Origin of the sequence: Zoogloea oleivorans (genome assembly GCF_008107625.1) — a bacterium.
In the GTDB taxonomy this organism is placed as follows: Bacteria; Pseudomonadota; Gammaproteobacteria; order Burkholderiales; family Rhodocyclaceae; genus Zoogloea; species Zoogloea oleivorans.
In genome coordinates this window covers 46,446-61,197 of the sequence record NZ_SDKK01000013.1, presented here as the reverse complement: position 1 = coordinate 61,197, position 14,752 = coordinate 46,446, and the positions used below count along the sequence as shown (strand labels likewise).

Annotated in this window: 12 protein-coding genes and 1 riboswitch; of the genes, 9 read left to right on the top strand and 3 right to left on the bottom strand. The window is 63.6% G+C overall.

The annotated features are described in order from the left end of the window. Positions 1 to 5: 5 nt before the first annotated feature. The 8 genes from ETQ85_RS14560 to ETQ85_RS14530 all read left to right on the top strand — a co-directional run bounded on the left by ETQ85_RS14560 (position 6) and on the right by ETQ85_RS14530 (position 8,074). On the top strand, positions 6 to 575 hold the full coding sequence (locus ETQ85_RS14560) for a nuclear transport factor 2 family protein (RefSeq protein WP_148579798.1): 570 nt from the start codon (positions 6 to 8) through the stop codon (positions 573 to 575). Between the two features lie 26 nt (positions 576 to 601). Then, complete coding sequence (locus ETQ85_RS26260) at positions 602 to 1,582, top strand: cytochrome P450 family protein (protein WP_187394719.1); 981 nt, start codon at positions 602 to 604, stop codon at positions 1,580 to 1,582. Then, a complete protein-coding gene (locus ETQ85_RS26255; protein WP_187394718.1) occupies positions 1,579 to 2,046 on the top strand; it encodes a nuclear transport factor 2 family protein in 468 nt (155 codons plus the stop codon). Before ETQ85_RS26260 ends, ETQ85_RS26255 begins: the two co-directional genes overlap by 4 nt. An 82-nt stretch (positions 2,047 to 2,128) precedes the next feature. Further along, on the top strand, positions 2,129 to 3,562 hold the full coding sequence (locus ETQ85_RS14550) for an FAD-dependent oxidoreductase (protein ID WP_148579797.1): 1,434 nt from the start codon (positions 2,129 to 2,131) through the stop codon (positions 3,560 to 3,562). After that, positions 3,559 to 4,347: an SDR family NAD(P)-dependent oxidoreductase gene (locus ETQ85_RS14545; protein WP_148579796.1), complete on the top strand. Its 789-nt coding sequence runs from the start codon at positions 3,559 to 3,561 to the stop codon at positions 4,345 to 4,347. Before ETQ85_RS14550 ends, ETQ85_RS14545 begins: the two co-directional genes overlap by 4 nt. Before the next feature lie 84 nt (positions 4,348 to 4,431). Further along, positions 4,432 to 5,637, top strand: a complete 1,206-nt coding sequence (locus tag ETQ85_RS14540) for an aromatic ring-hydroxylating oxygenase subunit alpha (protein ID WP_148579795.1) — start codon at positions 4,432 to 4,434, stop codon at positions 5,635 to 5,637. Between the two features lie 142 nt (positions 5,638 to 5,779). Then, complete coding sequence (locus ETQ85_RS14535) at positions 5,780 to 7,384, top strand: diguanylate cyclase domain-containing protein (protein ID WP_148579794.1); 1,605 nt, start codon at positions 5,780 to 5,782, stop codon at positions 7,382 to 7,384. A 192-nt stretch (positions 7,385 to 7,576) separates the two neighbouring features. Then, a complete protein-coding gene (locus ETQ85_RS14530; RefSeq protein WP_148579793.1) occupies positions 7,577 to 8,074 on the top strand; it encodes a hypothetical protein in 498 nt (165 codons plus the stop codon). Here ETQ85_RS14530 and ETQ85_RS14525 read toward each other — a convergent pair. Further along, positions 8,071 to 10,770, bottom strand: coding sequence for a PAS domain S-box protein (locus tag ETQ85_RS14525; RefSeq protein WP_148579792.1), 2,700 nt, complete (start codon positions 10,768 to 10,770; stop codon positions 8,071 to 8,073). The genes ETQ85_RS14530 and ETQ85_RS14525 overlap by 4 nt on opposite strands. On the opposite strand from ETQ85_RS14525, the gene ETQ85_RS26610 reads away from it, so the two are divergent. Then, positions 10,747 to 11,046, top strand: coding sequence for a hypothetical protein (locus ETQ85_RS26610; protein WP_148579791.1), 300 nt, complete (start codon positions 10,747 to 10,749; stop codon positions 11,044 to 11,046). The genes ETQ85_RS14525 and ETQ85_RS26610 overlap by 24 nt on opposite strands. Positions 11,047 to 11,193: 147 nt before the next feature. Here ETQ85_RS26610 and ETQ85_RS14515 read toward each other — a convergent pair whose 3' ends face one another. Next, positions 11,194 to 11,820, bottom strand: a complete 627-nt coding sequence (locus ETQ85_RS14515) for a hypothetical protein (RefSeq protein ID WP_148579790.1) — start codon at positions 11,818 to 11,820, stop codon at positions 11,194 to 11,196. A 410-nt stretch (positions 11,821 to 12,230) separates the two neighbouring features. Beyond that, positions 12,231 to 14,348, bottom strand: a complete 2,118-nt coding sequence (locus tag ETQ85_RS14510; protein ID WP_246128773.1) for a TonB-dependent receptor — start codon at positions 14,346 to 14,348, stop codon at positions 12,231 to 12,233. Between the two features lie 145 nt (positions 14,349 to 14,493). Then, positions 14,494 to 14,693, bottom strand: a riboswitch (cobalamin riboswitch). Between the last annotated feature and the right edge of the window lie 59 nt (positions 14,694 to 14,752).

The following is a 14,752-nucleotide window of genomic DNA, read 5'->3' as shown; positions in this document are numbered from 1 at the left end:
CGGCCATGAGCGTGCGCGCCCCGACCCACGACGAACTGGCCGCCAAGTGGGCCATCACCGAAGTCATCCACCGCTACTGCCGCGGCCTCGACCGCATGGACAAGGCGCTGGCCCTGTCGTGCTGGCACCCGGACGGCACCGACGACCACGCGCCGCTGTATGCCGGCCCGGCCACGGGCTTCATCGACTGGTTGTGGCCGGTGCATGCGGCCATGAACGTTACCCGCCACGTGGTCAGCAACACCCTGATCGACCTGCACGCCGACGGCACCACGGCCGGCGCCGAAACCTGCTGGTCGCTGGTCCTGCAGACGCCTCAGGGCGTACAGACCTTCGACATCGTGGCCGGCGGGCGTTACCTCGACCGCTTCGAGTGCATCGACGGCGTGTGGGCGATTCGCCATCGCCAGTCGGTGGTGGACTGGAACCGGGTGGACCCGGTGCGCATCACGCTGGCCGACTTTGCCGCCACGCCGCTGATTGACGTGCACAACCCGGAAGTGCCGGCCACCGTGCCGCGGCGCGATGCGGCCGACTTCTCGTATTCCGTGCTCGGGCATATCGAGCGGCACTGAGCTTCACTGCAAAGGGTATCCGTTCCATGACGACAACACCCGCCATCAGCTTTGCCGACCCGGAAGTCCGCCGCTGCCCCCACGCTGCCTACGCGCAGTTGCAGGCCAAGAGCCCGGTGTATTTCGACGCCGGTACCGGTTTTCACGTGGTCACTCGCTACGCCGACATCGCCTACGTCAATGCGCGGCCGGAAATCTTCTCCAACATGACCAGCCAGGTCTTCGACCGCAGCCACTCGCCGGTGGCCGCCGAAGTGGCCCGGCGCTACACCGAAAACGGCTTTCTGCCGGTGCACACGCTGGTCTCGAACGATCCGCCGTCCCACGGCCAGTACCGGGCGCTGGTGGACCTGGCCTTTGCGCGCAAGAACGTGATTCCGCTGGAGCCGGGCATTCGCGACATCGTCGACGGGCTGATCGACGGCTTCATCGGCGCCGGGCGCATCGCGTTCTTCGACGACTTTGCCATCAAGCTGCCGATGTTCGTCATCGCCCGCGAACTCGGCCTGCCGCGCGAGGACTGGCGCCAGATGAAGGCCTGGTCGGATGCCGCCATCGAGCAGATCAACCCCAATCTGGCCCCCGAGCGCGAGCTGGAACTCACCGACCTCTTGATCGGCATGCAGCAATACCTGCACCGCCACGCCATTGCCTACCGGGCCAATCCGGCGCCGTGCCTGCTCAGCGCGGTGGCCAATGCGCAGATCGACGGGCGCCTGCTCACCGACAGCGAGCTGATCAACATTGCTACCCAGCTGCTGGTGGCCGGCAACGAAACCACCACCAACACCCTTGGCTCGGCCGTGTGGGCGCTGCTCGAAACACCGGACCTGCGCCAGCGCCTGAGTGCCGATCCGGCGCTGATCCCCGGTTTCGTGGAAGAGGTGCTGCGCCTGCCCGACTTCGCCCTCGATCCGGATGCGCCGCCGCTGCGCTGGTCGGAGAGCTTCCAGGCCCACACGCTGGAACGCCTCGATCTGGTCTTCACGCCGGGAGGCAAACCATGAGCGACACCCACAATCTGGTGGCCGAGCGCCTCGCCATCAGCGACGTGATCATCAGTTACGCCACCGCCCTCGACACCCGCGACTGGGGGCTGCTGCGCTCGATCCTCACCGACCGGGTGGCCATCGACTACACCAGCTTCGATCCGGATCTCGATCTGGAAATGGACGCCGCCGAATGGGTTCATCGGGTGCGCGGCCTGGCCGGCTTCGACGCCACCCAGCATCTCAGCACCAATCACCGCCACCACATTGATGGCGATACGGCCACGTGCATCTCGTACATGCACGCCGGCCATTTCCTGAAGCACGAGGGCGAGGACTACGCCTGCTTTCTGTACGGCTACTACACCAGCGAGCTGGTGCGCAGCGCCGCCGGCTGGAAGGTGTGCAAGGTCAAGCTGAGCATTACCGCCCGCCACGGCGACGCGCGGGTGTTTGCGTGGGCTTTCAGCAAGATTCCCTGAAACGGCGGGGCGCCGACGCCTCAGCCTGAACAACGCATCGAGTCGGACTGAAGTCCGACCCACAAAAAAGAGGAGACAGCACATGGAATGGGATTACGACGTGATCATCGTGGGTGGCGGCGGCGCCGGTCTGGCCGCCGCGCTGATGGCCCACCAGCAAGGCGCCTCGTGCATCATCGTCGAGGCCGACGGCAAGCTGGGCGGGGCCACCGCCCAGTCCGGCGGGGTGTTCTACGCCGCCGGAACGAGCGTGCAGCGGGCGGCAGGCATTGCCAACGACACGCCCCAGGACATGTACGACTACCTGATGACCCTCAACCGCTGGAAGCTGCGCCCGGACCTGATCCGCTACTACGCCGAGCACAGCGCCGAGGCGCTCGAATGGCTGATCAGCCTGGGCACCGAGTTTCCGCAGGAGTGGCTGGTCAAGTCGGGCGTCGACAGCGTGGCCCGCGGCCATTCCAGCCAGGGCGCCGGTTCGGGCATTGCCGATGCGCTGATCAATGCCGCTGGGGCCAAGGGCATCGACACGGCGGTCGGCAGCCGCGTCGAAGAGCTGCTCTTCGAGGACGGCCGGGTGGTCGGCATTCGTGCGGCGGGGGCCGAGATCCACGCCCCGACGGTGATCATCACCACCGGCGGTTTCGGCAACAACCCCGAGATGCTCCAGCGCCTGTATCCGTCGGCCTGCCACGGCGAGTGGACCTGGGCGGTGCACAAGGACGTGCCCTACGCGCTGGGCGACGGCATCACGCTGGCCGAAAAACTCGGCGCCGGCGTGGTCGGCCTTGACACCGGGCTGGTGCTGCCGACCTCCGGCTTCAGCAAGTCGCTGGAAGCCTTCCTGCCGCCGTGGATCATCGCGGTGAACCAGGAGGGTTCGCGCTTCATGTCCGAGCTGTCGCCCTACAGCGTGTGCGGCTACCTGCTCAACGAGCAGACCGGGCGCCGCGCCTGGGCCATTTTCGACGAGAAGGCGCTGGTCGAAGCCAGCACCAACACCAAGTACCTCGACCCCTACAACGCCGGCATCAGCATTCCGACCTGGGAAGAGCCGACCCTGCGCGAGCAGGTCAAAAAGGGCCGCGTGAAAGTGGCCGACAGCCTGCAGGCGCTGGCCGCCCAGGTGGGTATCGACGGCCTGGCGCTGGAGCAGACCGTGGCCGGCTACAACGCCGACTGCGACCAGGGCTGCGATTCGATGTTCTTCAAGAAGGCCCCGGACTACTTCCCGATCCGCCAGGCGCCGTATTACGCGGTGGAAATCCGCTCGGCCATCATCGGCCTGACCGCCGCCGGCCTCGACATCGACAAGCAGGCGCGGGTGCTCGACGCCCACAAGCAGCCGATTCCCGGCCTGTACGCGGCGGGCGAAGTGCTCGGCTGTTTCCACGGCGAACGCTACGGTGGCGGCGGCTTGTCGATCGGCAACGCGGTGGTTTTCGGCCGGCTGGCCGGCACCGAGGCGGGCCGGGCGGCCGTGGCGGCGCGTACCGATGAAGGCGTCGCAGCATGAAGCGCCTCGACGGCAAGGTCGTACTGATTACCGGCGGCGCCCGCGGCATGGGGGCGACGATGGCGCGGCTGTTTCACGCCGAGGGCGCCCGGGTGGCGCTGGCCGACATCCTCGATGCCGAAGGCGCTGCACTGGCCGCCGAACTGGGCGAGGGCGCGCTCTACCAGCACCTCGACGTGACCGACGAAGCCGGCTGGCAGCACGCCGTGGCAGCGGTGGTCGAACGCTGGGGGCGCCTCGACGGGCTGGTGAACAACGCCGGCACCAACTTCGCCGAAGCGCTCACCGACACCGCGCTGGCGGACTTCCGGCGGGTGCTCGACGTGAACCTCGTCGGGCCCTTCCTTGGCATCAAGCACGCCGGGGCGATGATGGCCGGGCAGGGCGGCGGGGGCATCGTCAACATCTCGTCCATCGGCGGCATGACCGCATGGAACGCCATGGGCGCTTATTGCGCCAGCAAGTGGGGCGTGCGCGGCCTGTCGCGGGTGGCGGCGATGGAACTCGGCCACCGGGGCGTGCGCGTCAATTCGATCCATCCGGGCGGGGTGAACACCGCCATGGGCAACATGTTCGACGGCGATACCGAGGCCCTCAACCGGGCCTACCAGGGCCAGCCGGTGCAACGCATCGGCGCGCCGGAGGAGATCGCCCGCATGGCCTTGTTTCTGCTGAGCGACGAGGCGTCGTATGTGTGCGGGGCCGAAATGGTGGTGGATGGCGGCAACCTGACCGGCCGTTACTTCGAAGGGCTGCCTGGCGCCCCTGCCAGCAAACCCACCTGAAACGGTAGTTGTTAAACCCCCGGACTTGGGCCGATACTTCGGTCCACAAAAAAACAAACCAGCTTGATCTAAGGAGCGAGACAAATGGACGACGTCAAGGTTTACAAGGAAATCATCAAGCGCCTGCTGGTGCACGTGGACAACGGCACCGTGGACAGCGCTCCCGAAGCCTACCGCCAGCCGACCTCGGTGTACACCGACCCGACCCTGCTCGCGCAGGAGAAGGCCACCATCTTCCGCGACGAGCCGCAGCTGATCTGCTTCTCGAGCGATCTGCCGGAGAAGGGCAGCTTCTTCACCTACGACGACCTCGGCGTGCCGGTCCTGCTGACCCGCGACAACGACGGCAAGGTGAATGCCTTTCTCAACGCCTGTACCCACCGCGCGGCGCGGCTCAAGGAAGGTTGCGGCAAGACCAACTCGCTGAGCTGCCCGTACCACGCCTGGGGTTTCGACCTGAAGGGCAAGCTGCGCGCCGTGTATGAAGAGAAGACCTTCGGCAACATCGAAAAGTCTCTCTACGACCTGGTCCGGCTGCCGGTCGAAGAGAAGTACGGAATGATCTTTGCCGGCATGCACCCGGACGTCAAAATTTCCATCGACGAGATCCTCGGCGACATGGCCCCGGTTTTTGAAATGTGGGACCTGGGCAACACCTCCTTCGTGAACACCCACGAATGGAAGCTCGACACCAACTGGAAGCTGGCGCTCGACACCTTCTGCGAGGGCTACCATTTCCTGGCGCTGCACAAGAACACCCTCGGCGGCATCTCCATCGGCAACATGTCGGTCTTCGACACCTTCGGGCCGGAAGGGCGCAACCATCGCCTGGCCTTCCCGAACGAGAGCATCAAGCGTCTCAAGGACATTCCCGAAGCCGACTGGAGCCTGGACATCTTCAACGACTTCCAGCTGGTGCACTTCATCTACCCGAACATCTCGCTGCTGGTATCGCCGGTGTCGATCGAATTCTTCAAGCTCTACCCGGGCGACACCCCGGGCCAGCACCGCACCATCTTCCGCAGCTACACCCGTGCGAAGGACGGCAAGGGCTGGGACGGCAACGACCCGCAGGCGCACTTCGAATTCATCTGCAAGGTGGTGGACGAGGAGGATTACTGGGTCAGCGCCAACGTCATGAAGAACCTCAAGACCGGCATGCTCCAGTACAGCACCTTCGGCCGCAACGAACCGGCCCTGCAGAACATGCACAAGGCCTTCCTGCGCGGTATCGGCCAGACCCCGGTGGAAGCTCCGCTGGCCAGGGCCGGCGTCAAGGTGAGCTGCTGAACGAAGTGGTTCGCGGCATGAGCCGCGCGGCGTGAATCAGACAACCCGACAGGCCGGCATGGCTGTCGGGTTTTTTGATTGTCCGGCAAGTCGGGGCTATGTCACGGCGGGGCCGCTCGCCGGGTGATAACATCCGTCGCCCATGAATTTCCGCAGCTTTCCTCGAAGCATTGTCGTCCGCCTCACCTTGCTGGGGCTGGGCATTGTCCTGCTCGGCAGCACCGTGCGTTACATCGCCCTGACGAACTTCCTGCGCGAAGACCTCGGTACCGTGGTGGCCGCACAGCAACTGGCCCTGGCCACTTATGTGGCCAGCGATGTGGACTACAAGCTGACCCAGCGCCGTTTGCTTCTCGAACGGCTGGCGAAAAGCCTGCCACGCGAAAAGCTCGGCCATCATGAAAACCTGGATGCCTGGCTGGCCGAGCGTCACGAATTGCAGCCGCTGTTCTCCTATGGCTTGTTCGTGACCGACCCCCACGGTGTCTTGCTGGCCGATTTTCCCGAGCGCCCCGAGCGGGCCAAGATCAATTTTTCCGACCGTGACTACATTCGGGCGGCGCTGGCGGGTAACACCTTCATCGGCCGGCCGGTGCTGGGGCAGGTGGCCAAAGTGCCGGTGCTGCCGATGTCTGCGCCGGTGAAGAATGCCCGCGGCGAGGTGCTCGCCGTGCTGGTCGGTGTCACCGAACTGGCGGCGCCCGGTTTTCTCAATCAGCTGCTGCACAGCCGGATTGGTGAAACCGGCGGTTTTCTGCTGGTTTCCCCCCGGGACAGCCTGTTCGTTGCCGCCACCCAGCCGGAACTGATCCTGAAACCCACGCCGCCCGCCGGCGCCAACGCACTGCATGACCGGGCCATGGCGGGTTTTCGGGGTACCGGCGTGACGCTCAATGCGCAGGGCGTCGAGGATGTTTCGGCGATTGTCTCGGTGCCCAGCACCGGCTGGTTCGTGGTGGCCCGCCTGCCCACCGCCGAAGCCTTCGTCACCGTCGACCGGACCCAGCGCTATCTCGTCCGGAATGCCGCGCTGGGGGTGTCAGGTTTTCTGCTGCTCCTCGCCGTGGGCCTCTACTTTGTATTTCGCCCCCTGTTGCGCGCTGCCGAGCACGCCGACCGCATGACCCTGGGCGAAGCGCCGCTGGAGCCTTTGCCGGTCGTGCGCGATGACGAGGTGGGTCACCTGACGTCGGCCTTCAACCGCCTGCTGCGCAAGCTGACCGACACCCAGACCGAACTGGCCCGCATCGCCCACCATGATTCGCTCACCGGCCTGCCCAACCGCGTCCTGCTCGCCGATCGGCTCACCCAGGCCCTGGCCCAGGCACGGCGCAAGAGGGCGCGGCTCGGCCTGCTGTTCCTCGACCTGGATGGCTTCAAGCCGATCAACGACACGCTGGGCCACGACGCCGGCGATGAAGCCCTGCGCCAGGTCGCCCAGCGTCTCGGGGGCATCGTGCGTCAGGCCGATACCCTGGCGCGAATTGGCGGTGACGAATTTGTCCTGCTGATCTGCGACCTGGACGAGGGGGCCGAAGGCGCTGCGTGTACCGTGGCCGTCAAGTGCATCAACGCACTGATGTCCCCGTTTCCAGTACACGGCGAAAGCTGTGTTCTCGGCGTGTCGATCGGCGTGGTCCTGAGCCATGGCGACGACACGCCCGAAGCGCTGCTGCTGGCCGCCGACCGGGCCATGTATCAGGCCAAGGACGCCGGGCGCGGCTGCTACGTACTGGCCAATTCTTGATGCTTGCGCCCATCCCGTCCGGCGGGATGGCGAAACAGCTGTGCGGGTATGGCACGCGTTCTTTGGCGCCTTTGGCAAGTGTATCGGTCGGGAAAAGTGCCCATCAGGCTGTGACGTGTTCCACTGATACTTGGCGCCTGCTTGGTCGATACTAATTCGTCAATTTTGATAAAAATGGGTATGGTGAGAAAAATGCCCTGCGAATTTATCGCCTATGCTGTTTTTGTAGTCAGGCGGGATGATGGTTCCGTTGTGAATACGCGCGTCAACAACGCGCTGCGGCCTTTCTGGATCGAGCTGCCGGAACTGGAGGATGGCGCTGCACTCCCCCTGGAGCGTATTCGGGAATCTGCCATGCAGAACTGGGGAAGCGCCTGGGAACGCATTGTTCTGGCCTCCGACACACATTCCGAACGGGTGGTTCTGGGGTATGACAACGTCGATTTCGACGACCGCTATCCGGTGCACTCCGAACAGCGCGAGATTGCCATCAAGACCACCAAGGGCGTGGTGAATGTGGGCGTGAGCATTCATGTCGACATGCCGGCCAGCATCCAGAAATTCAAGCGCACGGTGCTGACCAAGGCGCTGCAGAACTCACTGCTGAAACTGATCTTCGTTGAGAGCCGGCTGGATATCGAAGCCATTACCAGGGTCACGACGCAAACCAACGACTCCCGACTCAATTAGTCGCAAGTCTGGCCGGTGGTGTGCCGGCGTACGAGTTCAACAAGGGCGTCCACATCAATCGGTTTGGCAACGTGTCCCACCATGCCGGCGGCCAGACATTTTTCCCGCTCCTCACTGAAGGCATGGGCCGTCTGGGCGATGATCGGGAGGTCGGGGGCCAGGGCCCGTATCCGGCGGGTCGCTTCATAGCCGTCCATTTCCGGCATCTGCAGATCCATGAGGACGATGTCGTAGGCGTCGCTTCCGTCGCTGATGATCCGTTCCACGGCTTCCCTGCCATTGCTGACGATCACCACGCGGGCACCGTCCTCAATGAGGTTGTCCCTGATGATTTCCTGGTTGATGGCCTCATCTTCGGCAACCAGGAAGGAGAGGCCCTGCAAGGGCCTGGCCACCAGCGGCATCGACGTGGCGTGGTCCGTCCGGCCTGGCTCTGCGCCGTGTTCGCCGGACGGAATGTGGGGTACGCGGAATTCGACCAGGGTGCCGGCGCCGAGCCGGCTTTCCACCCGGATGTCGCCATGCATCAGTTCCAGGATGTGCTTGCTAATGGCCAGCCCAAGACCGGTGCCGCCGAAGCGCCGGGTGGCGGAGGCATCGGCCTGCTGGAACGGCGTGAACAGGTCTCCCAGCTGGGTCTCGGTCATGCCGATGCCCGTATCGACAATCCGGAAGACGAGAAATTGGTCCGCGCAGGAAACCGAGAGGGTGACATCCCCTTTCTCGGTAAATTTGACGGCATTGGTCAGTATGTTGAGGAGCACCTGCCCGATTCGCAACGGGTCGCCCAGGCAGTGCCTGGGCAATTCGGGAGAGAGTACGACGCGCAGGTTCAGTCCCTTGGCGTCGGCACGATCCCGGACCAGTTCGATGGAATGGCCAATGACATCCTGAAGGTCCAGTTCAATCTCTTCAATGCTCAGCTTGCCCGCCTCGATCTTGGAGAAGTCGAGAATGTCGTTGATGACGCCAAGCAGGCGCTTGCCGGAAAGCACGATCTTGCTGAACGCATCGTGGGCCTTGTCGCTGTTGTGATGATTTCTCAGGCCGATTTCGGCAAAGCCAAGCACGCCATTGAGCGGCGTGCGAATCTCATGGCTCATGTTGGCAAGAAACTCGCTGCGCACCCGCGCCAGGTTCTCGGCGGCGATCAAGGCCTGCTCGCGGATCTGTGCCGCCGCCCGCTGTTCGCTCATGTCGACAAAGCTGATCACCGCCCCGGTGGATTTGCCGTTCAGCATGATCGGATGGACGGCATACATCACCGGCACCGCATGGCCGTCGGCGTGCAGATAAACCTCGTTATCCACCCGAATCTTCTTGCCCAGTTGCATGGCGCTATGGCTGGGACATTCCTCCACGGGGTAGTGCGTTCCGTCTGAGCGAATGTGGTGAAACAGGGTATGGCTGTTGTGGCCAATTGCCTGCTCGGCGCTGTAACCGAGCAGCTCGCAGGCGGCCGGATTGATGAAGGTGATGATGCCCTGATCGTCTACGCCATACAGGCCGTCGGAACTGGATTGAACGATATGACTGGCCCGTGCCTCCGTTTCGAGGAGGGCGCTTGTCCGCTCTGCCACCATTTGTTCAAGTTGATGCCGGTACTGCAGGAGTTCGGCCTCGCTTTGCTTGCGCTGGGTGATGTCCCGGGTAATGGCCAGGTGCAGGACCTGGTCATTGTCCTGCATGGGAACGGCGTGTGTTTCCAGCCAGCGCCGCCGACCTTGCAGCCCCACGACTTCGAATTCCATTTTCTGCGATGCGCCGGCGATCACCCGCCGGTGCATCTCGGCGAATTGCGGGCGGTGCTCCGGCGCAATCAGGTCCAGTACCGGCTGCATGGCGACCTGATCCAGCGTATCGGCCTGAATGATGGCGAGTCCGGCCGGATTCATCTCGATCAGGCGTCCTTCGGCATCGACCACCTTGATGCATTCCGGCTCATTCTGGATGATGGTTTTCAGGCGCACTTCGCGTTCGGCGAGCGCCTGCTTTCGTTGTTCCAGATCATTGAGCAGCCGGAAGATAAAGCCTCCGGACAGCAGGGAGAGCAGGAAATAGCCGAAAGCCATGATCGAGGTCTTGAATACTTCCTCTTTCCAGGGCGCGAGGTAATCTTCGCTGGCTGCACCGACAATAAAAAGCATCGGCGCCTTGCTCAAGCGGCTGAAGCTGACCATGCGCTCAAATCCGTCGGCCGATGCGGGCGTGAAATAGGTACTGGAATGCACGCCGGAACGGATGATCTTTTGGAGTTCGGGCGATACCACATTGTTGCCAAGCTGCCCTGCCGGCTTGTCGGGTACTTCGGGAGAACGGGTGATCAGGCCGGCATCGGCATCCCGCAACACGATGGTGCCGTTGGGCCCGATAGTGAACTGGGCGAGCAGGTGAGTGAAATGGCTGAGGGGGATGGGCGCCGAGATGACCCCGCCGAAACGCCCGTCGGGATAGTTGTAGCGCTGACCGAAACCGACGATGTACTTTTGCGCCACGCGTCCAAAGACGGGCTTTGATACCTGCAGCGTCTGATCCGTGTGATCGCGGTGGTAGATGAAATAGTCGCGGTCGGCCCAGCTTGTGCCGCCCTTTTTGGTCAGGCCTTTTCCCAGAATGACCTGTCCTTGCGAATCGGAGACCCGAAACGCCTCCACTTCCGGCAGGCGCTGCTCGTGCCGGCGCAGAAAGGCACTCATGGCCTGCTCGTCGATGCCTCCTGCCCCCAGCTGACGCTCCAGCTCGTCAGCCACTGCGCGCAAGGTGAGATCGATTTTCTCGATGCTGGCGGAGAGGCTCTGATCTATCGCCTTGGCAATGTTCTGGGTTTGCGTTTCGGCTTCCCGTTCATGCTGCTGCCGACTGTTGTGCAGCGACACGCCGGAAACGATAAAAACCAGTGCGTTCGAACCCACAAGAACGGCGAGCAGCAGCGAGCGCAGGCGGAAGTTTTTTTCATGGCACTTGGCATCTGATCGATCGGTCAGACTGAATATTGCTGTGCAGGCTGTCTAGCGTAACAGGAGCCCCGCATCGCCATGCTCGAAAAACGCACTCTTTCCGGACACTTCCCGTTCGGCATTTCCCGCCCATAGCGAGTTCGATACGCTGCTGGCGGGGGTTTAGCGCAGCATGAAAGCGGGCACCGGCGCCCGCATGAAATTCCCGCTGCTGGTGGGCAGGCCTACCGCCCTGGCATTGAGGTGGGTCGCGTAAAAGAGCTTCATGCCGCGCAGCGCGGCCCGGAATTCATTGAGGTTCGCGCGGGTCACCTTTCCCGTGAAATCCAGCGGAAAAACCGTGAAGAAAAACTCCTCCGGCCTTTTCTTGTGCTGCGCCAGTGTCTTCTCCATGGTGGCGAAATAGAGTGCCTTCCAGGCGCCACTGCCTTTGAGCGGTGCGAACACCTCGACGCGCTCTGCAATCAGGAGGCCGGCGTTGTTGATGTAGCCCTCCAGGTTGTGCGGGTTCCAGCTTGCCAGCGCTTCGCCCAGGTCCAGTTCCTCCTGGCTGACGGCATCCAGCTCACAGCAGATCTGGGCAGAATTGAGCGCGGCCTTGCTGCGCTTGCGCCGGTAGCTGGCGAAACGGCAAACCCCGGCGATGTCCCCGTCAGGCCGGAGCAGCCGTCCCCGCGTGCGAAACGCGATCAGGTCAAGGTCTGGGGAACTGTCCCTTTGAGTTGTCAGCTCGATGGTGCCGAAGGGGGTCAGGACGTGGGACGGTGCAGCATCTGGCTTGCGGACCATGTTTTCCCTGGTTCCCGGAAAGGTGGGCGAGGGCAGGCTATGCCTGGTCCCGCTGTGTGTCAATGTTGCCCGCTCGGCGCTCCGCGATGGATTAATCGATGGAAATTGGGGATGTCTGTGTCGGCGGGGTCGTTTTTTCGATGGCCGGCGTGGATTTAATATGAGCGGACGGGGAATAAACGACGAATTTCGATATTCATTCCCCGACAGGAATAGATCTTTCCCGGCCGCCCGGGGATCTTTCCATGAGGGAGAGGGATTTATTAGCGGCGGAGCGGGATTTTTTGTGGGCCGGGGGAGATATTTGGGTGGGGGAGGTTGATTTTTGGGGGGTGGAGGGGGTTTTGTCGCCTTGCTGTGGGCTCTTGCTGTACCCGTGCAGCAAGGTCAGACCAAGCCACCCCCCAGTCTCAAAAACTGGCTCGCAAGCTCAGGCGCAGGGTCCGTGGTTCCAGCGGGTGGACCAGTCGGCCGTCGATGCCGCCGCCACAGCTGCCCAACAGCGTTTCGCTGCGGGTACAGGCGCCGCCCCAATACTCGATGTCGTTGGCCTTGCGGTTGAACAGGTTGAGCACGTCCAGCGTCAGCTGAAGCCTGGGATCGATGCGGTAGCCCAGTTTCAGGTTGGTCAGCAGGAACGCGGTGGATTTTTCCTGGCCGGTTTCCTCCAGTGGATAGGCGCCCAGGTAGCGCAGGCGCACGCCGCCAAACCAGTTGCCGCCGGGATCGAGCGTGCCGCCAAGAGAGGCCGTCAGGGGAATGGCATTGGGCACACGGGTGCCGCCATTGTCGGCGTTGGCTTGCTTGAAGCGGGCGTAGGAAAGGGCAACATCGGCGTCGATGATCAGGCCGTGGGCGGCGGTGATGTAGTTCGACCATTCGAGGCCGTGGCGGCGTGAGGCGCCTTTGGGCTCGGTGACACCTTCGTCGCCGATGAAGACCAGCTCCGAGGCGAGGTCCATCTGCCACACGGACAGGCTGCTGCTCCAGCCCGGCAGCGGCATGGTCCGCATGCCGATTTCCGACCCCTTGGCCTTGACCAGCAGCGGAACCCGGCTGATCGCACCGCCATCGACCGGGTTGACGGCGCTGGTTGCACCGCGCGCATCGTTGCTGTGGAAGCCGTGACCCCAGTTGGCGTAAAACTCGGTGGCGCCGAGCAGCTGGAAGGGGCCGAGCACGAGGCCGAGCTTGGGGCTGGTCTGGCCGGCGCGTGTCTTGCCGCCGTTGCCCAGGTTGAATTCGCCGCCGGTGGCCGTGACCCTGGCGTCCACTTCGTCGTGCCGCAGGCCGACCGTGCTGCGCAGCCAGGGTTGCCATTCGGTGCGGGCTTCGAGGAACAGGCTGGCCGATGTCTCGGTGATCTTGTCCTGCCGCACCGTGTCTGTGCGTCGTCGATCCTCGGTGCGGTAAAGGCCGACCGACCGGATGCGGTCCTGGCGCAACTGGATGCCGGCAGTCAGTTCCGAATCCCTGAAAGCCGGGCCGAGAAACCAGCTGCGACTGGCCTGGCCGCCCCAGACGGTGCGCGCATCCGCCTGTTCGTGCTGGTCACCCTGCGGGCCGTTGATGAAGCCCGAGGGGGCCGAGAACAGGTTCAGGCCGTAGTTGATGACGTAAAAGCCGGCCTTGCTGGCGCCGTCCTGGTCAGGGCGTGCCCATTCACCCGACAGGCTGTAACGGTGGGTCTTGCCGCCGTCCCTGGGGGAGAGCGCGCCGTAGCGGCCGATTTCTCCGCTGTTGATGGCGCGTTCCGGGACATGTTCGGTGGCTGTCCAGCTGGCCTCGTAGGCCATGGCGGTGAGGGAGAAACCCTTGGCCGCGGTGCCCTCGGAGAGGCGCAGCACGGCGTTGTGCTTCTTCAGGTTTTCCGGCTGCTGCCACGGGCCGTCGTTGCCGGCGATCTCGAGGGCGCCGAGGAGTTGCAGGCCGCCACCGACTTCCCGGCTGCCCGCCGCCAGCGCACGACGGTAGCCGTTCTGGCCGAGGCTGATATCGACAAAGGCGTTGGCCAGCTGGCGTTGATAGTCGATACGCGCGGCGCCGGTGGTGGCGAAATCCCCGTCCTCGGCAGCATAGACGCCCTTGCGGTATTTGACGCTGCCGACCAGCTCGGGGATCAGGAAATTCAGATCCATGTAGCCCTGCCCGTGGCCGTGGCTGACCATGTTCACGGGCATTCCCATGACGTGGGTGGAAAAGTCGCTGCCGTGGTCGAGGTTGAAACCGCGCAGGAAATACTGGTTGGCCTTGCCGTCGCCCGAGTGCTGGGTGACCACCATGCCGGGGATGGTTTCCATGACTTCAGCAGGCCGCAACAGCGGGCGATTGGCCAGCTGTTTGGCGGTGACGGTGCCTTCGGTGGCGGAATCGGCGACGCCGATCAGATCCTGGCTGCGGATGCTGACCGTGACTTCCTGCAGTGTCGGAACGCCTGCGGCGTGGGCGATGCCCGAGAGCGCACTGGCCAGCAGGGCGGCAAGGGCGGACACGTTGCCGCTGGAAGGAGTGAGGACGGTGGCGTGCAAGGCGATTCTCCGTAATGGGGGGCGGAGAATCGAGGATCTGGGCCGGAGGCAGTGCGAATGCCCGGGCTTGTACCCTGCAATCCGGACTGACGCACGGTGGCGACAGAAAGACACCTCGTTTCAGGGACACCCCGCCCCAAAAGCAATGAAGGAATGGGCCATGGCAGGTCTCCTGACTCTCGGGTCCCGGTGTCGTGCCAGCCTTCCCGGAGCGCATCCAGTGGCAGTGGGGGCACGAAACTCGCCGATTACAGTTGCGGGGGCAGTGCTGGATTTGAGGCCTTGGCCTCGCACCAGCTTCCCTTTTCATCCCCTTGCGGGGAACCAATGACGCTGAGGAGTGTAGTGGCCGGCTTGTCTGGGTGTCAAGACAAACGCCTTATATAGTATTTTTACTGATCGAT